Origin of the sequence: Ramlibacter sp. WS9, assembly GCF_003797765.1 — a bacterium.
GTDB lineage: Bacteria > Pseudomonadota > Gammaproteobacteria > Burkholderiales > Burkholderiaceae_C > Ramlibacter.
In genome coordinates, this window is sequence record NZ_RKMB01000005.1 from 107,447 (window position 1) to 127,917 (window position 20,471).

Sequence of the window (20,471 nt, forward strand, 5' to 3'; positions counted from 1 at the left end):
GGGTCAGCGGCGCGGCGGCATCAGGACGCGGTCGACGGTGTGCACCACGCCGTTGGTGGCAACAATGTCCGACTGCTGGACCATGGCGTCCTCCACTGTCACGAACTCGCCGGCCTTGGACAGGGCCACATTGCCGCCCTCGGCGGTCTTGGCGTTGCCGTTCTTGATGTCGGCCGACATCATCTTGCTCGGCACGACGTGGTAGCTCAGCATGGCCTTCAGTTTGGCCGGGTTGCTTGCCAGCTCGTCCATGGTCTTGGCCGGCACGGCCTTGAAGGCGTCATTGGTCGGTGCGAACACGGTGTAGGGGCCGGTGGCCTTGAGCGTGTCGGCCAGGCCGGACTTGGCCACCAGGCCGTTCAAGGTGCTGAGGTTGGGGTTGTGGGCGATGGTGTCGGCCACCGAAACAGGGGCGGACACGGGCTGGGTGGCACAGGCGGCCAGCAGGGCCAACAGGGGAGCAGCGATCAGGATGCGGCGGTTCATGGTTCTTCCTCCAGTAAAGGGTTCGCCCGAGCGTAGGTGCGGCGCGTGACACAACCGTGACTGGTTTGTGACCAAACCATGACAAAACCTGAATCGGCCCACCGGGGAGGATGTCATTGCGCTGTCACAAAGCCTTCTTACAGTCGGCAGCATCCGATTCCAAACACGAGAGGTTTTCTCATGCACAAGAGTTTTTGCGGCCTTGCGTTCGCCGCCGCGGCGGTCAGTTTCACCGGCCTGGCGATGGCCCAGGACGGCGTCACGGGCGCCGGCGCCAGCTTCCCCGCGCCCCTGTATTCGAAGTGGGCGGCCGACTACAACAAGGCGACGGGCGTCAAGATCAACTACCAGTCGGTGGGTTCGGGTGCCGGCATCAAGCAGATCGAAGCCAAGACCGTGGATTTCGGCGCCTCCGACGCGCCCTTGAAGGACGAAGAACTCGCCAAGAAGGGCCTGCTGCAGTTCCCCACCGTGATCGGTGGCGTGATCCCCGTGGTCAACATCAAGGGCATCGCTCCCGGCCAGCTCAAGCTGAACGGCCAGGTGCTGGGCGACATCTACCTGGGCAAGATCACCAAGTGGACCGACCCGGCCATCAAGGCGCTCAATCCCTCGCTGGCGCTGCCTGACGCGGCGATCGCGGCCGTGCGGCGCGCCGACGGCTCGGGCACCAGCTTCATCTTCACCAACTACCTGTCCAAGGTGAACGCCGAGTGGAAGGCCAAGGTCGGCGAGGGCACCGCCGTGAACTGGCCCACCGGCGCGGGCGGCAAGGGCAACGAGGGCGTGGCCGCTTTCGTCGGCCGCCTGCCCAACTCGATCGGCTACGTCGAATACGCCTACGTCAAGCAGAACAAGATGACGTACGCCCAGATGCAGAACGCCAACGGCGCCTTCGTGTCCCCCGAAGACGGCGCTTTCAAGGCCGCCGCGGCCGGCGCGGACTGGTCCAAGACGTTCTACCAGATCCTCACCAACCAGCCCGGCGCACAAGCGTGGCCGATCACCGGCGCCACATTCATCATGATGCACAAGGTGCAGGACAAGCCGGCGCAGGCCGCTGCCTCGCTCAAGTTCTTCGAGTGGGCCTACAAGAACGGCGACAAGACCGCCGACGACCTGGACTACGTGCCCATGCCCGCCAGTGTGAAGACGCAGATCGAGAAGGCCTGGGGCGAGATCAAGGACGCGTCCGGCAAGCCGGTTTACGCGGTCAAGTAAGCCCCGTTTCGCCAGGGAATAACAACAGCGCGACGCGCAAACCGAGGAGGGGCTTGTGTCCTCTACACTTCCGGCCCATGAGGCCTCACTTGAAATGGCCGGCGCCATGCCGCGGCGGCGCGAGCGCGACATGACCCCGCCGCCCACTCGGCCCCGCATCGCGGCTGCCCTGGCCGACCGCCTGTTCGGCTGGGCCGCCAAGGGGGCCGCGCTGATTACGCTCGGCCTGCTGTTGGCGATCCTGGGCTCGTTGGTGCTCGGCGCCTGGCCGGCGATCGAGAAGTACGGCCTGGGCTTCCTCACCAATACGGTGTGGGATCCCGTCAACGAGGAATTCGGCGGGCTGGTGATGATCTACGGCACCATCGCCACGTCGATCATCGCACTGGTGATTGCCGTGCCGGTGAGTTTCGGCATCGCACTGTTTCTCACCGAGCTTTCGCCGGCCTGGCTCAAGCGTCCGCTGGGCACTGCCATCGAGCTGCTGGCGGCCGTGCCTTCCATCGTCTATGGCATGTGGGGCCTGCTGGTGTTTGGGCCCATCCTCGCGACCTATGTGCAGCAGCCGCTGCAAACGCTGTTTGCCGGCGTGCCTTACCTGGGCGCGCTGGTGTCGGGGCCGCCGGTGGGCATCGGCATCCTTTCGGCCGGCATCATCCTGGCGATCATGATCATTCCGTTCATCGCTTCCGTGATGCGCGACGTGTTCGACGTCACACCGCCGATGCTCAAGGAGTCGGCCTATGCGCTCGGTTCGACGACCTGGGAGGTCGTATCGCGTGTCGTCTTGCCGTACACCAAGGCCGGCGTGGTGGGCGGCATCATGCTGGGCTTGGGCCGCGCGCTCGGCGAGACCATGGCCGTGACGTTCGTCATCGGCAACTTCAACCAGCTGGATTCGCTTTCGCTGTTCCAGGCGGCCAACAGCATCACCTCGGCCCTGGCCAACGAATTCGCGGAAGCGGGCAGTGGCATGCACCAGGCGGCGCTGATCTACCTTGGTCTCGTTTTGTTCTTCATCACCTTTGTGGTGCTGTCGCTGTCGAAGCTGCTGCTCGCGCAACTGCGCAAGAGCGAAGGGGCACGTTCATGAACGCGGGCACAGGGGCTCACCTGATCGAGGCCGCGCAGCGGCAGGCCGAACGCGAACGCATGTACGCCGGCCGCAAACGCGTCAACAAGATCGCGCTCACCTTGTCGCTGGGGGCCATGGCCTTCGGCGTCTTCTGGCTGATCTGGATCCTCTGGGAGACAGTGACGCTTGGCGTGGCCGGCCTGACCTGGGCCACGCTGTCCCAGATGACGCCCGCGCCCAACGAAGCAGGCGGCCTGGCCAATGCGCTGTGGGGCTCGTTCGTGATGGTGGCGCTGGCCACGTTCGTCGGCACGCCGGTCGGCATCATGGCGGGCATCTACCTGGCCGAATACGACGTGAAGGGCTGGCTGGGCTCGCTCACGCGCTTCGTCAACGACATCCTGCTGTCGGCGCCTTCGATCGTGATCGGCCTGTTCGTCTATGCGGTCATCGTTGCCCGCTACAAGTCGTTTTCCGGCTGGGCCGGCGTCATCGCGCTGGCGCTGATCGTCATCCCCGTGGTGATCCGCACCACCGAGAACATGCTGATGCTGGTTCCCTCCGGCTTGCGCGAGGCGGCTTATGCGCTGGGCGCGCCCAAGTGGAAGGTCATCATGAGCATCACACTGCGCGCGGCCCGAGCGGGGGTCGTCACCGGCATCCTGCTCGCGGTGGCGCGCATCTCGGGTGAAACCGCGCCGCTGCTGTTCACCGCGCTGTCCAACCAGTTCTGGACGTCCGACCTGTCGCAGCCGATGGCCAGCCTGCCCGTGACCATCTTCAAGTTCGCGATGAGTCCTTACGAAAACTGGCAGCAGCTGGCCTGGGCCGGCGTGTTCCTCATCACCGTCGCCGTGCTCGGCCTCAACATCGTGGCCCGCGTGCTGACCCGCAACAGGATCTAGAAAAATGCCTTCCAACACCATGACCCTGCGCGAGAGCGCGTCCAAGATCTCGGTCAAGGACCTGAATTTCTTCTACGGCAAGTTCCACGCCCTGAAGGGCATCAACCTGGAAATCCCGGAGAAGAAGGTCACGGCCTTCATCGGCCCGTCCGGCTGCGGCAAGTCCACGCTGCTGCGCACCTTCAACCGCATGTACGAGCTCTATCCCGAGCAGCGCGCCGAAGGCGAGATCGTGCTGGACGGCGAGAACTTGCTGACCTCGAAGCAAGACGTCGCGCTGATCCGCGCCAAAGTGGGCATGGTGTTCCAGAAGCCCACGCCGTTCCCCATGTCGATCTACGACAACATTGCCTTCGGTGTGCGCCTGTTCGAAAACCTCGGCTCCGCCGACATGGACGAGCGGGTCGAATGGGCGTTGCGCAAGGCCGCGCTGTGGGGCGAGGTGAAGGACAAGCTGGGCCAGAGCGGCGCCGGCCTCTCGGGCGGCCAGCAGCAGCGCCTGTGCATCGCCCGCGGCATCGCCATCAAACCCGAGGTGTTGCTGCTGGACGAGCCGTGTTCCGCGCTCGACCCGATCTCCACTGCCAAGATTGAGGAGCTGATCGCGGAGCTCAAGGCCGACTACACGGTGGTGATCGTCACCCACAACATGCAGCAGGCCGCCCGTTGCAGCGACTACACGGCCTACATGTACCTGGGCGACCTGGTGGAAGTGGGCGAGACCGAACAGATCTTCTTCAAGCCCAAGCGCAAAGAGACGGAAGACTACATTACCGGCCGCTTCGGCTAAGCCCGACTAGGAAACGAGATGCCAGACAAACACCTTTCCTCCCAGTTCGACAGCGAAATGAACGCGGTGTCTTCGCGCGTCATGGAACTGGGCGGCCTGGTCGAATCGCAGTTGCGCCATGCCATGTACGCGTTGTCGCAGTTCAGTCCCGAATCGGCCGCCAAGGTGGTCGAGATAGAGGCAATGGTCAATGCGATGGAAGTCGAGATCGACCGCGACATCTCCTCCATCATCGGCCGCCGCCAGCCGACGGCGCGTGACCTGCGCCTGCTGATGGCGATGTCCAAGACCACGGCCAACCTCGAGCGCGTCGGCGACGAGACGCGCAAGATCGCCCGCATGGTGCTGTCCATCATCGAGAAGAGCGGTACCGTCCGGGCGCTGCCCGCCTCCGAACTGCGGGTCGCGGCCGAGCTGGCCACCGGCCTGCTGCGCAAGGCGCTGGACGCCTTCGCCCGCCTGGACACCGCCACCGCCGTCGCCATCCTCAAGGAAGACGACCTCATCGACCGCGAATTCGATGGCTTCGTGCGCAAGCTCATCACTTACATGATGGAAGACCCGCGCACCATTTCCGCCAGCCTGGACCTGCTGTTCCTGGCCAAGGCCATCGAGCGCATCGGGGACCACGCCAAGAACATCGCCGAATTCATCATCTACATCGTCAAGGGTGAGGACGTGCGCCATACTTCGATGGAAGAGATCGAATCCGCAGTCAAGTGATGCAGCCCCCACGCTCCGCACTACGTGTCGTCGCTGCCCCCCGAGGGGGCTGGCCTCCCTTGGGGCGGCCCAGCGGGAGTCCGGCATGAAGAACCAGCCACGCGTCCTGATTGTCGAAGACGAACCGTCGATCGCCGAGCTGATCGCGGTGAACCTGCGCCACAACGGCTTCCAGCCGGTCTGGGCCGAGGACGGCACGGCTGCGCAGCGGGAGTTGGACGCGGTGCTGCCCGACGTGATCCTGCTGGACTGGATGCTGCCCGGCCAGAGCGGCCTGGCGCTGGCGCGCAAATGGCGCGCCGATGCGCGCGCCAAGGCCATCCCCATCCTCATGCTCACCGCACGCGGCGATGAGCCCGACAAGGTCGCCGGCCTCGATGCCGGTGCCGACGACTACATCACCAAGCCCTTTTCCACGCAGGAACTGCTGGCGCGCATCCGCGCCGTGCTGCGGCGGCGCGCGCCGGAGCAGAGCCATGAGACGGTGACGATCAGCGGCCTGGCCCTCGACGCCGCCACGCACCGCGTCACTTGGAAAGACAAGGCGCTGAAGATCGGCCCCACCGAGTTCAAGCTGCTCCACTACCTGATGAAGCACCCGGAACGCGTGCACAGCCGTTCGCAGCTCCTGGACAAGGTCTGGGGCGACCACGTCTTCATCGAAGAGCGCACGGTCGACGTCCACGTCAAGCGCCTTCGCGAATCGCTAGGCCCGGCGGGTGCGATGGTCGAGACCGTGCGCGGTGCGGGCTATCGCCTCACGGGGCAGGTGTCCACGGCCAGCGCCGCCTGAAAGGCCCGGCCGCGCGGCCCGGACGCACAATCACCTCATGTTCCTGCGAATAGGTATCTTTTTCGCCTGCCAGCTGGCGGGTGCGGCAGTGGGCTGGTGGTTCGGCGCAGAGCGCGGGGCTGTTGCCGGCATCGCTGCGGGCGGCTTGGCCTGGTTTGCCGTGGACCTGTTGCGCGGCTTGCGGGTGGTGCGGTGGCTGCGCCGCGGCTCGCCCGCACCTGCGCCGGAAATGCTGGGTCCTTGGGGTGAAGCGGTGGACCGCATGCGCCGGGGCTTGCGTGCGCGCGACCAGCAGGTCGAAGACGCCCAGCAGCGCCTGCAGGACTTCCTGGCGGCGATCCAGGCCTCGCCCAACGGCGTGGTGTTGCTGGACGCCCAGGGCCGCATCGAATGGAGCAACCAGACGGCGTCGCAGCACCTGGGCATCGATCCGCAGCGTGACATGCTGCAGCTGATCGGAAACCTGGTGCGAGATCCGGCCTTCACCGTCTACTACGCCGGGAACGATTTCTCGCATGAGATCACCATCCAGGGCCGGGACAGCACGCCGTCACGGCCGATGCGCATCTCGGTGCACCTGCATCCCTACGGACAGGGCCGGCGCCTGCTGCTGTCGCGCGACATCACCGGCGTCGAGCAGGCCGAGGCGATGCGCCGCGACTTCGTGGCCAACGTTTCGCACGAGATCCGTACGCCGCTCACGGTGCTCACTGGGTTCATCGAGACCTTGCAAAACCTGCCGCTGCCGGAAGAAGACCGCGCCCGCTACCTCGGGTTGATGGCGCAGCAGGCCCAGCGCATGCAGACGCTGGTGAATGACCTGTTGACGCTCTCGCGCCTGGAAGGCAGTCCGCTGCCGGGCGCGGGCGAATGGACGTCGCTGCCCCTGTTGATGACGCAATGCGAAGAGGAAGCCCGTGCGCTGTCCGGCTTGCTGGGCAAGGCGCAGCAACTGCGCTTTGGCGACGCACCTGCGCTGGAAATCGGCGGGGCGGGCAGCGAGCTGCTCAGTGCCATGTCCAACCTCGTGAGCAACGCCGTGCGGTACACGCCCGCCAGCGGTTCGATCCAGGTCCAGTGGCGCTCCCTGGAGGGTGGACGCGGCGAGTTCTCGGTGCGCGACAGCGGCCCAGGCGTGGCGCCGGAACATATCTCACGGCTGACCGAGCGCTTCTACCGGGTCGACCGCAGCCGCTCGCGCGAAACGGGCGGCACGGGCCTGGGGCTGGCGATCGTCAAGCACGTCGTGCAGCGCCATGGCGCTGAGCTGAAGATCGACAGCACGCCCGGCGTGGGCTCGACGTTCGCGATCCAGTTCCCTACTAGCCGGCTGCGTACGGCAAAGGCGGGCGCCACGCATGCACAGCACGCCACAGAATCAGCGGCAGCACGCTAGCCAGCAGCACCAACGCCAGGGCGCCCATGATCCAGAACGCTGCCGGGGAGTTCATCGGCGCAAAGGGGCCGATGCCGCGATACGCGAGCAGGTAGCCGCCGCCCAGGCCCGCGCCCCACAGCAACACGCAGTACGCGATCAGCGGCGCGACCGCCACGCGATAGCAGCGCAGCACGAAAACGCAAACCCCTTGGACGGCGTCACCGACGTGGTACAGCGCAACCCAACCCAGCAAGCCTCCGGCAACGGCCACGACTTCCGGGTTGCCGGCGTACACGGCGGCGATCTCATGGCGCGCCAGGCCGAGCAGTACGCAGATGCCCAGGGCGGCCGCCAGGGCGAGCTTGAAGCCGCTGCGGATCGAATGCCGGGCCTTGCGGGCATCGCCGGCGCCCAGCCAAAAGCTTACCCGGGCAGAAGTTGCGATGGCGATCGACAGCGGCGACATGAAGAAGACAGCGGCGAGGTTGGCGGCGATCTGGTGCGCGGCCGATGCCAGCGCGCCCTGGCGGGCGATGAAGAGCGCCATCAGGGTGAACGACGTCACCTCGACCATCACGGCCAGCCCCGCAGGCACGCCCAGGCGCAGGTGGTGGCCGATCACGCGCCAATTCGGCGGCTCGATGCGCCGCCACAGCGCGAACGGCGCGTACAGCGGCTGCGTGCGCAGCAGCCAGAAGGCCCCGCCGACGAGCAGGTAGTTGACGACGACAGTGGCCCAGGCACAGCCCACGGCGCCATGCGCGTCCAGCCCGAGCCCGCCAAAGCAGAACCAGATCGAGAGCGGTACCTTGAGGCCGAGCGCCGCGATCTGCAGCCACGTGACCAGCAATGGCTTGTGCAGCGCCTGGTTGAGCGAGCTGTACATGCGAAACAGCAGCGTGGCAGGCAGCGCCAGGGCCAGCGCCGCAAGGTAGGCCTGCACGTCGCCTCGCATGGCAGGGGGAACGTCGGTCCAGTGGAGCAGGGGCGCCGAGAGGAAAAGGCCCAGGAAACCGGCGACGGTGGCCAGCGCGAACAGGTAAAGCGACTGGCGCACCGATTGGCCCAGGTCCTCGTGGCGTCCCGCACCGTACAGCTCGGCCCACGCGGGCAGCAGCACCTGCATCACGCCGATCAACGCCACGAACACGCTGATGAACACGGCCGAGCCCACCGACAGGGCGGCCAGCGCCTCGGGCGAGTAACGGCCGGCGACGATGGTGTCGGTCACGCCGAATGCCATCACGGCGAGCTGGCCGACCAGCACGGTGCCCGCGTGGCGCGCCAGGGTGCGCAGCTCGGTCACTTGGTGGCGGCTCTCCGATAGAGGAGTACGTTGTCGTGCGCGTCGACGGGGCGCCGGACGGTGGCGACAAGCTGCCAGCGGTGCATGTCCAGCGCCACCGGCATGGCCGCTTGCAGGTCGACAGTGGCGATCAGCCAGGGGCAGGCGGGCTGCTTGGAAGCCTTCCGCAGGTCCATGTTGCCGTGGTAGCGGAAAGCCGCCGCTTGCGCGCGGCTGAGGCCGAACGCCTCGACGCAGCCCGGCTGGTCGATGCGCATCGCCACACCCCGCACCACGGTGGTGTAGCTGCGCGCGAAGTCCAGCACCGGCAGCCACAGCGTCATCAGCAGCAGCCAGCAGAGCGCGGCACCGCTGGCGGGCAGCACGAGGCTTTTCCAGATCACCTGGCGGTGCCGGCCCGTGCGCCACTTCACCAGCCACGCCCAGGCCAGCGTCGCGGCCAGCGCCGCGAGGAACGCCACCAGCGAAAAGCTGGGCTCGAAGCCCGGCGCGAGCTTGGCCACGTTGGCCGCGGGCTTGGCGGGCACGCCGGTCTGCAGCGAGATCCAGATCACCCAGATGACGAAGGCGCAGCCACTGAAGAACAGCAGCGTGAACCAGTCGATCAGCGCGCTCGCGCTGCGGCTGAAAGTAGGAAGCGCGAAGGCGGCGAGTGTCGCCAGCGCCGGCAGCCCGAGCAGCAGTGACCGGTCGGAAGACGGCGTGACGAAGGTGGTCACCACGGACACCAGCACGAACCAAAGGGGCAGGGCGACGTGGCGGCTCGCCAGCTGGCGGCGCCAGCGCCACAGCGTCCACAGCGCCAACGGCCAGACGGGCCAGGTGAACCACAGAAGCAGGCGGCCCAGCGCTCGTGCGTCGCGTGACAGGCCGTCCGGGCTCAGGCGCCACTGCCACAGGCCCAGCCACCAGCTGAGTGCGGCGGTGGCGAGCAGGGCGGCCGCGAGCAGCGCGGCGACCTTCCAGGGCGGGAGCAGGCGCGACTCGGTGTCGACGTCCCGGTCCCGGTCGAAGAAGCCGAGCACCAGTCCGCCACCCGCGAACAGCACCGCCATCGACGGCGCGCCGCTCAGTGCCAATCCTGCAAGGCCGCCGAAGAGGCAGGGTATGGCGATGCCCGGACGCCGGGGCAATGCCGCGATCGCAAAGAAGCTGACCGACGTGAAAGCCACCTGGGCCAGCGCGGGCGTGGTTTCGTGCGAGAGCTGGGCCAGGCCCAGTGTGGCGATCAGCGCCAGCAGGCCGCCGTCAGCCATGGCCCGCGCGTAGTCGGGGGGGCTGGCCTCGCCGCCGAAGGCGAAAGGCACGGGCTGCGCCTGCGGGCTGCGTGCCAGGGAATAGACGCCGTACCAGGTGGCCAGCAAGGTCATGGCCAGCAGCAGCACGAAGGGCAGGCGGGCCGCGAGATCCGCCGGCAGCCACGACGGCGCGGCCTGGATGGCCCAGGCGCCCAGCCAGTAGGGCAGCAGGGCGTCGAACTCGGGGGGCTGGCCAAGCAGCTGAGGCGCAAGCCAGGAGGCTCCGCCGCTCGCCATTTCGAACATGTAGCCAAAAGCCGCGATGTCCGCGTTCTTCCACGGTTCGCGGCCGATGAAACCGGGCAGCACGTACGCCAGGCAGAACAGCAGCAGCGCAACGCGCGGCAGCCGGCGCACGGCATCCTGGGCAACGATCGCGGGGGTCGGCTGGTTCAAGCGCGTGATTATGAAGGGAACAAAAAAGGCAGCGCGGCGAACCGGGCTGCCTTTTCGGGGGCGGAAAAACCGCCTACTGGGCCGCTTACTTGGCGGCGGCCTTTTCGGCTTCTTCGGCCTTGGCGGCAGCGGACTTGCCGAACTTCTTGAAGAACTTGTCGACACGGCCACCCATGTCGTTCACCGACTTCTGCGTGCCGGTGTAGAAGGGATGCGATTCGCTCGAGGTGTCCAGCTTGAACAGCGGCAGCTCGCGGCCGTCCTCGGTCTTGCCCATTTCCTTCGTCTGCACGCAGGAGCGCGTCACAAACTTGAAACCATTGGACAGGTCCACGAACAGCACGTCGCGGTAGTTGGGGTGAATGCCTTCTTTCATGATCTTCCTTTAGGTCGTGTGCGGGAGCCGGGCCAAACGATCTGGACTACTTTCCGCGAAAAAGCCCACGATTATACTCAATCAGCCCCCACGGCGCATCATGTCGAAGAACTCGACGTTGGACTTGGTGGCCTTCATGGACTTCAGCACCATCTCCATCGCCTCGATCTCGTCCATGTTGTACATGAACTGGCGCAGGATGCGGGTCTTTTGCAGGATCTCGGGGGCGAGCAGCAGCTCTTCGCGGCGGGTGCCCGAGCGGTTGAGCTGGATCGAGGGGAACACGCGCTTTTCGTAGAGGCGGCGGTCCAGGTGGATTTCAGAGTTGCCGGTGCCCTTGAACTCTTCGAAGATCACTTCGTCCATGCGCGAGCCGGTGTCGATCAGCGCCGTGGCGATGATGGTCAGCGAGCCGCCTTCTTCGACATTGCGAGCCGCACCCAGGAAACGCTTGGGGCGCTGCAGCGCATTGGAATCAACACCGCCGGTCAGCACCTTGCCCGATGAGGGCACGACGTTGTTGTAGGCGCGGGCGAGGCGGGTGATCGAGTCCAGCAGGATCACCACGTCCTTCTTCAGTTCGACCAGGCGCTTGGCGCGCTCGATCACCATTTCGGCCACGTGCACGTGGCGGGCGGCCGGCTCGTCGAAGGTGGAGGCGATGACTTCGCCCTTCACCGAGCGCTGCATTTCGGTCACTTCTTCCGGCCGCTCGTCGACCAGCAGAACCATCATGTGGCTGTCGGGGTAGTTGGCCGCGATGGCGTGCGCCATGTGCTGCATCATCACCGTCTTGCCGCTCTTGGGCGGCGCCACCAGCAGGGCGCGCTGGCCCTTGCCGATGGGGGCGATGATGTCGATGATGCGGCCGGTGACGTTCTCTTCGCCCTTGAAGCCGTCGCGCTCGAGGCGCATCTGCTCCTTGGGAAACAGCGGCGTCAGGTTCTCGAACATCACCTTGTGCTTGTTCTGCTCCGGTGGGCCGTCGTTGACCTTGTCGAGCTTGGTGAGCGCAAAGTAGCGCTCGCCGTCCTTGGGCGTGCGCACTTCGCCTTCGATCATGTCGCCCGTGTGCAGGTTGAACCGGCGCACTTGGGAAGGCGAGATGTAGATGTCGTCAGTGCTGGCAGTGAAGCTCGTGTCCGGACTGCGCAGGAATCCGAAGCCGTCGGGCAGGATCTCCAGCACGCCATCGGCAAACACCTGCTCGCCGGCACGGGCGCGCTTCTTGATGATGGCGAACATCAGCTCCTGCTTGCGCATGCGGCCGGTGTTTTCGATCTCAAGCTCTTCAGCCTGCTTCAGGACTTCAGAGACGTGCAATGCCTTGAGTTCGTTTAAGTGCATGGAGGTACTCCTTGGCGGAGTTCTTGTTGGATCTGGGGGAGGTAGGCACAAGGCGTGGATGCCTCTGGCCGGGGAACTCGAACCGGCCCGCCTTTGTGTGGCGGGCCGGTGAACTGAGGGAGATTATGCAGGAAAAACCGGGGAACATGTCATTGCGGGTCGGAGCCCGCAATGACAACCTTACGCCAGTTGCTGGTCGATGAAAGCCGTCAACTGAGCCTTGCTCATCGCGCCGACCTTGGTGGCGGCGAGTTCGCCGTTCTTGAACAGCATCAGCGTGGGGATGCCACGGATGCCGAACTTCGCGGGGATGTCGCGGTTTTCGTCGACGTTCATCTTGGCGATCTGCAGCTTGTCCTGGTAGGTGGCCGAGACTTCGTCGAGGATGGGCGCGATCATCTTGCAGGGGCCGCACCATTCCGCCCAATAGTCGACCAGCACCGGCTTGTCCGCTTGCAGGACATCCGCTTCGAAGGTTGCGTCGGAAATGTGCTTGATCAGGTCGCTGGCCATGGTTTGAGTTCCTTTGGGCTGGGGGCGGTGCCGCGGCAAGGTGCTGCGGCTGTGCAAGTACAGTGAGGGAATTGTGACAGAAACCAAGCCCCCTCGCCCCGTATGGACGGCTCCCCGCACGCTATGGTTGCGATAGCGCAAACCCATCACGCCACCAGCGCCATGCGAGCATTGATGAGCCGCGTGCGCGAACTCATGGCTGCGCGCTGCGCGCATCCCGCACGCACTATCGTGCTGCTGCCGTACTTCCAGCTCTTACCGGTCGCTCGCGGTTTCTGGGCCGAGCAGGTGCCCAGCGGGTTTTCGCCGCGCTTCGAGACGACGCAGAGCTGGGCCGGCGAAGCGGGCTTCGAACACGGCGCGAACGACATCTCTTTCGACCGCGGGCGCGACCTGCTGACGGCGCGCACGTGGCTGGAACATGCGGGGCTCGGCGCGCGCGCCGACCTGCTTGCCGCCCGCGTGGTGGAAGCCGCGTCGCAATTGGCGGAGGTGGCGGCCGGCGTGCCTGCGGAACAGCGCGCGGCGTGGGCTGACGAGGCGCGCGCCGCCGTCGCAAGCGGGCTCGATGCCCAGGTCCTGCAGCTGGAGGCGGCCGTGGCGCGCGTGGCGCTCGAATGGGCTGCTGCTTCGTCATACGCCGGTGACGCGCTGTTGGCACCATCGCTTTCCGACGACATCGATCTTCTGGTAGTGGTCGAAGGCTTGCGCAATGAGCCGTTGGTGGAGACGCTCAAGTCGCGGCTCGGGGTCAAGGCCGTATCGCTGCCGTTGGACATCCCGGGCGATGCCGGCGAGGTCAGCGTCTACGAGGCGGCTGACCCGGCGACCGAAGCGGAGATGGCGGCGGCCTGCGTGCTGCGGCACGTGGACGCCGGCCGCATGCCGGTCGCGCTGGCGGCCATCGATCGCGTGCTCACGCGCCGAGTCCGCGCGATGCTTGACGCGCGCAAGGTGGCGATCCGCGACGAGACCGGCTGGAAACTGTCCACCACGCGGGCAGCGGCCGACGTGATGTTGGCTCTGCGTGGCAGCGCATGGAACGCGAGTGCCGACAGCGTGATCGACTGGCTGAAGAACGCGCCCGATGCGCCTTCATGGACCGTGCTGGCGCTGGAACGCCGTGTGCGCCGGGCCGGCGTTCGTGAGTGGCGAACCTTGCGGCGCGAGGACCTGGCCGACGGCCAGCACGAGTTGCTGGACAAGGCCAACCGCTGGCGCGAAGAGCTCCAGGCCGTTCGGCTGCTGCCGCAATGGCTTGCGTCCTTGCGTGCCGTGCTGCAGTCGGCCGGCCAGTGGCCCGGTTTGGAGAGGGACGCTGCCGGCGCAAAGGTGCTGGTGGCCCTGTACCTCGACGAGGAAGCGCACGGCGAGCTGGGCGAGTTGCCGCAAGCCCGCCGGCGCTTCAGCCTGGCCGAATTCACCGCCTGGGCCAACGAGGCGCTGGAGGCCGCGAGCTTCGTGCCCGAGCCGTCCCAAGAGGAACAGGTCGTCATCCTCCCGTTCAACCAACTGCTGGGCCGGCCTTTCGCCGCACTGGTTATGGCGGGCTGCGACGAAGTGCGCCTGCCGCCGTCCCCAGAGCCCCCCGGCCTTTGGACCGCGGCGCAGCGCGAGCGGCTGGGGCTGCCGTCGCGCGAAACCCTCGAAGCAGAACTGCGCGCCGGGTGGCGGCACGCCCTGCAGACGCCGACGTGCGACCTGCTGTTGCGCCGCAGTGACGAAAGCGGCGAGCCACTCCTGCCCAGCGCCCTGGTGCAGGTGCTGCAGCTGGAAGGCCGGGTGCGGCCCGGCCTCGATCCGCGCGAAGAGCGCGAGCTGGAGACGCTGCCCACGCCCAAGCCCCTTCCCGTCGGCCGGCTCCTGCCGTTGCCGCAGCTGTCGGCCAGTGCGTACGAAGACCTTCGCCGCTGCCCTTACCGCTTCTTCGCGCTGCGCCAATTGGGTTTGCAGGAGGCCGACGAGATCGACACCGAACTGGACAAGCGCGACTTCGGAAATTGGCTGCACCAGGTTCTGCGTGCCTTCCACGAGTCCCTGGCCGCGAGCTGGGAACCGCATGGCCCGGCGCGAACGCGGTTGCTCGACATCACGGCCGATGAAGTGACGCGGGCGCAGCGCTTCGACGAAGGCGAGTTCTTGCCGTTCGCGGCCGCATGGCCCCAGGTGCGCGACGGCTACCTCACATGGCTGCAGGCGCACGAGGCCAAGGAAGGCGCCGTGTTCCAGAAGGCCGAGAGCGAGCACGAGATCCAGCTGGGCGACATCAAGCTGGTCGGGCGGATCGACCGCATCGACCGGCTGGCCGACGGCCGTGCGATGGTGATGGACTACAAGACCGAGGCGCGCGCCACGAGCGCGGATCGCGTCAAGCAACCGGTCGAAGACACGCAGCTCGCCTTCTATGCCACGCTACTGCATGACGACACCTTGCGCGCCGCGTACATCAACGTGGGCGAGCGCGGCAAGACGGAGACCGTGGAGCAAGTCCATGTGGTTGAAGCGCGCGACCTGCTGGTGCAAGGCATCCTCGACGAGCTGGCGCGCGTGTCCAGTGGCGAGACGCTGCCGGCGCTCGGTGAAGGCAAGGCGTGCGATTTTTGCGCGGCGCGTGGCCTGTGCCGCAGGGATTTCTGGTCATGAACGCGCCCGCAGTATTGGCTTACGAACACAACGGCGGACGCGTCAGCCGCGAGCGCTTCTACGCCATCGCGTGCGACCCGCGCCGCAGTGTGGCGGTGGAGGCATGTGCCGGCGCGGGCAAGACCTGGATGCTGGTGTCTCGCATCTTGCGGGCACTGCTGGCGGGCGCCAAGCCGCACGAAATCCTCGCGATCACATTCACCAAGAAGGCGGCGGGCGAGATGCGGCAGCGCCTGCACGACTGGCTCGCGGCATTCGCGCATGCCAGCGCGGAAGATCTCGTGCGCGAGCTGGTGATGCGCGGCATCACGGACCCCACCGGCGCACAGGTCGAAGCGCTGAAGGGTCTCTATGCGGGCGTGCTTGCATCGGGCAGGCCGGTGCAGATCCGCACCTTCCACAGCTGGTTCGCCGCGTTGCTGCGCAACGCGCCCCTGGCCGTGCTGGAGGAACTGCGGCTGCCGGCCCACTATGAGCTGCTCGAAGACGACAGCGAGGCCATCGACATGGTGTGGCGGCGGTTTCATGCGGTCGTGGCTGCGCAGCCCGCCGCGCGCGTCGACTTCGAAGCGTCCGTTGCCGCCCATGGTCGCTTCCAGACACAGAAGGCGCTGCTGGCGGCGCTGGCCAAACGCGTCGAGTTTGCACTGGCCGACACGCACGGCGTCATCGAAGGCTCGATCAAGCCGTTCGGCGAGCAGTTTCCCGAGTTCGGCGGGCTGGGCGAGCCCTGCGACGCGTTGACCCGGCTGGCCGGCGTGCAGGCGCAGTTGGCCGATGCCGCGCGTTCGCTGGGTGCGGCGAGCGCACCGACGTTCTCCGCGAAAGGCGTTCAGCTGGAGATGGCACTGGCCGCTGGAGACCTGCAGTCGGCCTTCGATGCGCTGCTTACGCAAAAGGGCGAACCGCGCAAATTCAGCGAGAAGCTGCAAGGGCTGGACCACGTCCGCGCGGCGCAGGAACTGGTGCTGCGGCTTTCGGCTGCGTGCGCGCAACACGACGCCTGGTTGCATCACCATCGCATGGCACGGCTGGCGCGCATCCTGATCGAGCAGTTTGCCGACCTGAAGCGCGAACGCGGTTGGGTCGACATGAACGACGTCGAACGCGCCGCGCAATTCATGCTGGCCGACCCGGTGCTTTCGGGCTGGGTGCAGGAGCGGCTCGACGCGCGCGTCAAGCACCTGCTGATCGACGAGTTCCAGGACACGAACCCGTTGCAATGGCAAGCCCTCAACGCATGGCTGAGCGGTTATGCCGGTGCCGGAGGCGACGCGCCCGGCGTCTTCGTCGTCGGCGACCCGAAGCAGAGCATCTATCGCTTCCGCCGCGCCGAGCCGCAGGTGTTCCGCGCCGCGCAGCAGTTCGTGGTCGAGGGGCTGGGCGGCGACCTGCTGAGTTGCGATCACACCCACCGCAATGCGCCGCGGGTGATCGACGTCGTCAATCAGGTGATGAGTGCGGCGCAGGAGGCTGCGCAGTACGAGGGCTTCCGTCCGCACACGACGCAATCGGCCGAAGTGGGCGCAGTCGCGAGCCTGCCACCCATCGAACGGATGGCGCGGGCGGTGCCGAACGGCGGCTCCGAGGACGAACCCTTGTCCTGGCGCGACAGCCTCACCGTTCCGCGCGAGTTGCCGGAAGAAAAGCTTGTGGCGCTGGAATGCCGGCAGGCGGCCGCATGGGTCGCCAGCGAACTCCAGGCCGGCCGCGAACCGCGCGACATCATGGTGCTGGCCCGCAAGCGCGACCGGCTCGCCGCGATGGAAGACGAATTGCGCGCGCTGCACATCCCGGCCCAGCAGCCCGAGAAAACCGACCTGTGCGAGGCGCCAGAGGTGCAGGACATCGTCGCGCTGCTGGACGTGCTGGTGTCGCCCACCCACGACCTGTCCCTTGCGCGTGCGCTCAAGTCGCCGCTGTTCGGGCTGGGTGACGAGGTGCTGGTAGGCCTTGCGGTGCTTGCGCGGGAAGCCCGCGACGGCAAGCGGCCGACGAGCTGGTTCGAGCTGGTCCAGCAGAAGCCTGATTTGGCACCGGGGTTGGCTGACGCCGCCGCCAAGTTGGCGAAGTGGAAGAAGCTGCTCGACCGGTTGCCCCCCCACGACGTGCTGGACGCGATCTTTCACGAGGGCGAGGTGCTGGCCCGGTATGCGGCCGCCGCGCCGGCGCCCCTGCGGGGCACGGTGTTGTCACGCCTGCGTGCGCTGTTGGGTGCGGCCTTGCAGGTCGACGGGGCGCGCTATTCGACGCCCTACGGTTTCGTGCGTGCGTTGAAGGCCGGCGGCATCCAGGCCCCGGCGTTGTCCGAGGCCCAGGCCGTGCGCTTGCTCACGGTGCACGGTGCCAAAGGCCTCGAAGCGCCGGTGGTGTTGATGCTGGACACGGACGGCGCGCCGGCACGGGCAGAAACCATGGGCGTGGTGGTCGAGTGGCCGGGCGAAGCGCCCGCGCCCTGGCGCTTCGCCTTCATCGCCAGCGAAACGCGCCCGCCGCCCTGCAGCGCCGAAGCGCTGGAAGTGGAAAAGACCGCCCGTCAGCGCGAAGAACTCAACGCGCTGTACGTGGCGATGACGCGGGCTCGCTATTGCCTGGTGATTTCATCGGTGCAGCCGTACATCGCCAGCGAGATGAGTTGGTGGCAGCGCCTGTTGCCATTTGCCGCGACGCTGGGCGCGGCACCTCCCGTGTCGCAAGCCGGCCCTCTGGCGCAACGCGTTGGCGAGCGTTTCCTGTTGCCAGAACTGCCCGTGTTGAACCAGAAGCCGCCGCCAGCCGCCTTGAAGCCACCTGGAATGCAAGGCGCGCCGGATACGGATGAAACGCGCTTCGGCAAAGCCCTGCACCGCCTGCTCGAGCGCTGGGCCACCGGGGCGGTCACGCCTGCCGCCATCCGCCGTGTGGCTCGTGAGTTCGCGTTGGACGAGTCGGTGGCCGCGCAAGCTGCTGCGATGGCGCAGCGTATCCGCGCTGGGGAGGGCGCGTGGGCGTGGGATCGTTCGGCCATCGACTGGCAGGCCAACGAAGTTCCGTTGCACCATGAAGGCGAGCTGCTGCGAATCGACAGGCTCGTGCGGCGCGCCGGATCCGGCGAATGGTGGGTGCTCGACTACAAGTCGAACTCGCGGCCGCAGGCGGACGCCATACTCGTGGACAAGATGAATCTCTATCGAACAGCCGTGGCCAAAGCGTATCCCGGCGCCGTGGTCAAGGCGGCATTTCTCACTGGTGAAGGACGAATGGTGGCAGTCGAATGAATCGTGTTGCAGTGATCGGTGCCGGGCCGGCCGGATTGATGGCCGCCGAAGTGTTGTCGCAGGCGGGGCGCGAAGTGCACGTCTACGATGCCATGCCATCGGCGGGGCGCAAGTTCCTGCTGGCGGGCAAGGGCGGCTTGAACCTCACGCACTCGGAGCCTTTCGAGCCTTTTGCTTCGCGCTATGGTGCGCGTCGCGCGCAGGTCGAGCCGTTGCTGAAGGAGTTCGATGCGCAGGCGCTCCGGACCTGGGCGCAAGGGCTCGGTATCGAGACCTTCGTCGGCACTTCAGGCCGCGTCTTTCCGTCGGAAATGAAGGCCGCGCCGCTGCTCCGCACGTGGCTGCATCGGCTGCGCGCTGCGGGCGTGCAGTTCCACATGCGCCATCGGTTTCGCGGCTGGAACGATGAAGGTGCGCTGCGCTTCGATTCGCCTCAGGGCGAAACGACCGCGCAGGCGGATGCAACGCTCCTCGCGCTCGGTGGCGCGAGCTGGGCACGGCTGGGTTCCGATGGGGCATGGGTGCCGCTGCTGGAGGAACGCGGAGTCGCCGTGGCGCCACTCGCGCCTTCGAACTGCGGCTTCGATGTGCGCGGCGGTTGGAGCGAATACTTCGCGTCACGCTACGCCGGCCAGCCTTTCAAGTCCGTCGCGATCCGCTTCGGGGGGTTCTACCGGCAGGGCGAGTTCGTCGCCACCGCCGGCGGCATCGAAGGCAGCCTGGTCTATGCCGTCTCGGCGCCGTTGCGCGACGAGATACAGGCCCACGGGTCCGCCACATTCGAGTTGGATTTGCTGCCTGCGAAAACGGCAGAGCAGGTTCGTTGCGAAGTCACGCACCCCCGCGGTTCCCGGTCGCTGTCGAACCACCTGAAGAGCCGGTTGAACCTGGACGGCATCAAGCTCGCGTTGCTGCATGAACTTCTCACCAAGGAAGAGGTGCATGACAGCGCGCGCCTGGCTGCTGCCATCAAGGGCCTGCCTGTCACCGTCACGGCGACCCGGCCGCTCGACGAAGCGATCAGCACCGCGGGCGGTGTGCGCTTCGATGCACTCGACGGCAACCTGATGCTGCGCGCGATGCCGGGCGTTTTCTGCGCGGGCGAAATGCTCGACTGGGAAGCGCCGACGGGTGGTTACTTGCTGACGGCCTGCTTCGCCACCGGCGGCGCCGCGGCGCAAGGCGTGCTTGCGTGGAGCGGCGCCGCCGCAACGGATCAGAACTTGGAGCGGTAGTACACCATCGGTTTGCCACCGCTGCGCTTCAAGGTGACGCGGGCGCCGCTTTCCAGCTGCAGGCCGACGAAACCGCGCTCCGCGACGAAGCCGTTTTGCGGCACGCCGCCGCCCAGCCGCATTTCCACCCGTGCGCCGTAGCTGGGTTCCCGCGTCTGCACCAGGGTCAACGCGTCCGCGGGTACCAGCCGGCGCCACGCCGTCACGTCGACGCGGTAATCGCTGTCGAGCGTGTAGCGCCAATGCAGGCCCAGGTCCACGCTGTTGGGCGAAAAGCCGGGCCGGGGTGCGAAGGGCGCAAGGACAGGCCCGTCGAGACTCACCATCCCCACCGACAAGCCCAGCGCAGAGCGACGTGGAGGCAGCCACGTCATGTCGATGCGCGAGGTGCGCGTCGCGCCGTCGGTGTTGTCGAAGCGGGGCAGGGACGAGGACGACACTTCGAGCTGCGGCCGGTTGCGGTCTGCAACTGCCGTGATGTCGGCCTGCGCGGGGACCACGTCAGGCGAGTCGGCCTCCGCCGCGAACGCCGAACAGGCTGCCAGTGAAATCAACGCAAGCGCCGCCACCGCCAGCCGGGATATGGCAACTTCGTTCGACGGACCGCACGCGGCGACGGTGCTCATGGCTCACCTCCAACGATGAACTCACTTTAGGTCCCGCAAAAGGAGGAGTGTGTCGGACGTAGCCGAACGTTACGGTCAGCCGCCGCGAGGCGGTGTGGTCAGG

The 20,471-nt window shown here is 66.7% G+C and carries 17 protein-coding genes; 10 read left to right on the plus strand and 7 right to left on the minus strand.

Annotation, left to right across the window (positions count from 1 at the left end; all coding sequences use genetic code 11):
- Positions 1-3 precede the first annotated feature (3 nt).
- A complete protein-coding gene (locus tag EEB15_RS10475) occupies positions 4-486 on the minus strand; it encodes a fasciclin domain-containing protein (protein ID WP_141509792.1) in 483 nt (160 codons plus the stop codon).
- A gap of 180 nt (positions 487-666) precedes the next feature.
- On the opposite strand from EEB15_RS10475, the gene pstS reads away from it, so the two are divergent.
- The 7 genes from pstS (at position 667) to phoR (ending at position 7,389) form a co-directional block, all read left to right on the plus strand.
- Positions 667-1,707, plus strand: a complete 1,041-nt coding sequence (pstS, locus tag EEB15_RS10480; RefSeq protein ID WP_141509793.1) for a phosphate ABC transporter substrate-binding protein PstS — start codon at positions 667-669, stop codon at positions 1,705-1,707.
- A 130-nt stretch (positions 1,708-1,837) separates the two neighbouring features.
- Entirely contained in the window at positions 1,838-2,800 is a 963-nt protein-coding gene (gene pstC, locus EEB15_RS10485) for a phosphate ABC transporter permease subunit PstC (RefSeq protein ID WP_199236509.1), read from the plus strand.
- Positions 2,797-3,687 (plus strand): phosphate ABC transporter permease PstA, encoded by an 891-nt coding sequence (pstA, locus tag EEB15_RS10490; protein WP_141509795.1) that lies wholly within the window; start codon positions 2,797-2,799, stop codon positions 3,685-3,687. The genes pstC and pstA overlap by 4 nt, the downstream gene beginning before the upstream one ends.
- Positions 3,688-3,691: 4 nt before the next feature.
- Positions 3,692-4,477, plus strand: a complete 786-nt coding sequence (gene pstB, locus EEB15_RS10495) for a phosphate ABC transporter ATP-binding protein PstB (RefSeq protein WP_199236503.1) — start codon at positions 3,692-3,694, stop codon at positions 4,475-4,477.
- An 18-nt stretch (positions 4,478-4,495) separates the two neighbouring features.
- Entirely contained in the window at positions 4,496-5,200 is a 705-nt protein-coding gene (phoU, locus tag EEB15_RS10500) for a phosphate signaling complex protein PhoU (RefSeq protein WP_141509796.1), read from the plus strand.
- Between the two features lie 85 nt (positions 5,201-5,285).
- Positions 5,286-5,993, plus strand: coding sequence for a phosphate regulon transcriptional regulator PhoB (gene phoB, locus EEB15_RS10505; protein WP_141509797.1), 708 nt, complete (start codon positions 5,286-5,288; stop codon positions 5,991-5,993).
- 37 nt (positions 5,994-6,030) lie between these two features.
- Positions 6,031-7,389: a phosphate regulon sensor histidine kinase PhoR gene (gene phoR, locus EEB15_RS10510; protein ID WP_141509798.1), complete on the plus strand. Its 1,359-nt coding sequence runs from the start codon at positions 6,031-6,033 to the stop codon at positions 7,387-7,389.
- On the opposite strand, the gene EEB15_RS10515 is transcribed toward phoR, so the two are convergent.
- From EEB15_RS10515 to trxA, 5 genes are all read right to left on the minus strand, one after another.
- On the minus strand, positions 7,316-8,677 hold the full coding sequence (locus tag EEB15_RS10515; RefSeq protein ID WP_141509799.1) for an MATE family efflux transporter: 1,362 nt from the start codon (positions 8,675-8,677) through the stop codon (positions 7,316-7,318). The genes phoR and EEB15_RS10515 overlap by 74 nt on opposite strands.
- Positions 8,674-10,371, minus strand: coding sequence for a hypothetical protein (locus EEB15_RS10520; protein WP_141509800.1), 1,698 nt, complete (start codon positions 10,369-10,371; stop codon positions 8,674-8,676). The genes EEB15_RS10515 and EEB15_RS10520 overlap by 4 nt, the downstream gene beginning before the upstream one ends.
- Before the next feature lie 85 nt (positions 10,372-10,456).
- Positions 10,457-10,747 carry a type B 50S ribosomal protein L31 gene (locus tag EEB15_RS10525; protein WP_141509801.1) on the minus strand — a complete coding sequence of 97 codons (291 nt, stop codon included), beginning with the start codon at positions 10,745-10,747 and terminating at the stop codon, positions 10,457-10,459.
- Between the two features lie 81 nt (positions 10,748-10,828).
- A complete protein-coding gene (gene rho / locus EEB15_RS10530; RefSeq protein WP_141509802.1) occupies positions 10,829-12,094 on the minus strand; it encodes a transcription termination factor Rho in 1,266 nt (421 codons plus the stop codon).
- A gap of 180 nt (positions 12,095-12,274) precedes the next feature.
- The gene (trxA, locus tag EEB15_RS10535; protein WP_141509803.1) at positions 12,275-12,607 is read right to left on the minus strand and encodes a thioredoxin TrxA; all 333 of its coding nucleotides are present in this window, start codon (positions 12,605-12,607) and stop codon (positions 12,275-12,277) included.
- A gap of 162 nt (positions 12,608-12,769) precedes the next feature.
- Here trxA and EEB15_RS10540 point away from each other — a divergent pair, with 162 nt between their 5' ends.
- Genes EEB15_RS10540 through EEB15_RS10550 form a run of 3 tightly spaced genes read left to right on the plus strand, consistent with a single transcriptional unit; the run spans position 12,770 to position 19,742 of the window.
- The gene (locus tag EEB15_RS10540; protein WP_233259448.1) at positions 12,770-15,250 is read left to right on the plus strand and encodes a PD-(D/E)XK nuclease family protein; all 2,481 of its coding nucleotides are present in this window, start codon (positions 12,770-12,772) and stop codon (positions 15,248-15,250) included.
- Positions 15,247-18,507, plus strand: coding sequence for an exodeoxyribonuclease V subunit beta (locus EEB15_RS10545; RefSeq protein WP_141509804.1), 3,261 nt, complete (start codon positions 15,247-15,249; stop codon positions 18,505-18,507). Before EEB15_RS10540 ends, EEB15_RS10545 begins: the two co-directional genes overlap by 4 nt.
- Positions 18,504-19,742, plus strand: a complete 1,239-nt coding sequence (locus EEB15_RS10550; protein WP_141509805.1) for a TIGR03862 family flavoprotein — start codon at positions 18,504-18,506, stop codon at positions 19,740-19,742. Before EEB15_RS10545 ends, EEB15_RS10550 begins: the two co-directional genes overlap by 4 nt.
- Here EEB15_RS10550 and EEB15_RS10555 read toward each other — a convergent pair.
- Entirely contained in the window at positions 19,724-20,368 is a 645-nt protein-coding gene (locus tag EEB15_RS10555; protein ID WP_141509806.1) for a hypothetical protein, read from the minus strand. The two genes, EEB15_RS10550 and EEB15_RS10555, sit on opposite strands and share 19 nt — an antisense overlap.
- Between the last annotated feature and the right edge of the window lie 103 nt (positions 20,369-20,471).

Bases quoted from the DNA above. Each gene is read 5' to 3' on its own strand.
- EEB15_RS10475 (WP_141509792.1), bottom strand. From the start codon at position 486: ATGAACCGCCGCATCCTGATCGCTGCTCCCCTGTTGGCCCTGCTGGCC.
- pstS (WP_141509793.1), top strand. From the start codon at position 667: ATGCACAAGAGTTTTTGCGGCCTTGCGTTCGCCGCCGCGGCGGTCAGT.
- pstC (WP_199236509.1), top strand. From the start codon at position 1,838: ATGACCCCGCCGCCCACTCGGCCCCGCATCGCGGCTGCCCTGGCCGAC.
- pstA (WP_141509795.1), top strand. From the start codon at position 2,797: ATGAACGCGGGCACAGGGGCTCACCTGATCGAGGCCGCGCAGCGGCAG.
- pstB (WP_199236503.1), top strand. From the start codon at position 3,692: ATGCCTTCCAACACCATGACCCTGCGCGAGAGCGCGTCCAAGATCTCG.
- phoU (WP_141509796.1), top strand. From the start codon at position 4,496: ATGCCAGACAAACACCTTTCCTCCCAGTTCGACAGCGAAATGAACGCG.
- phoB (WP_141509797.1), top strand. From the start codon at position 5,286: ATGAAGAACCAGCCACGCGTCCTGATTGTCGAAGACGAACCGTCGATC.
- phoR (WP_141509798.1), top strand. From the start codon at position 6,031: ATGTTCCTGCGAATAGGTATCTTTTTCGCCTGCCAGCTGGCGGGTGCG.
- EEB15_RS10525 (WP_141509801.1), bottom strand. From the start codon at position 10,747: ATGAAAGAAGGCATTCACCCCAACTACCGCGACGTGCTGTTCGTGGAC.
- rho (WP_141509802.1), bottom strand. From the start codon at position 12,094: ATGCACTTAAACGAACTCAAGGCATTGCACGTCTCTGAAGTCCTGAAG.
- trxA (WP_141509803.1), bottom strand. From the start codon at position 12,607: ATGGCCAGCGACCTGATCAAGCACATTTCCGACGCAACCTTCGAAGCG.
- EEB15_RS10540 (WP_233259448.1), top strand. From the start codon at position 12,770: ATGCGAGCATTGATGAGCCGCGTGCGCGAACTCATGGCTGCGCGCTGC.
- EEB15_RS10545 (WP_141509804.1), top strand. From the start codon at position 15,247: ATGAACGCGCCCGCAGTATTGGCTTACGAACACAACGGCGGACGCGTC.
- EEB15_RS10550 (WP_141509805.1), top strand. From the start codon at position 18,504: ATGAATCGTGTTGCAGTGATCGGTGCCGGGCCGGCCGGATTGATGGCC.
- EEB15_RS10555 (WP_141509806.1), bottom strand. From the start codon at position 20,368: ATGAGCACCGTCGCCGCGTGCGGTCCGTCGAACGAAGTTGCCATATCC.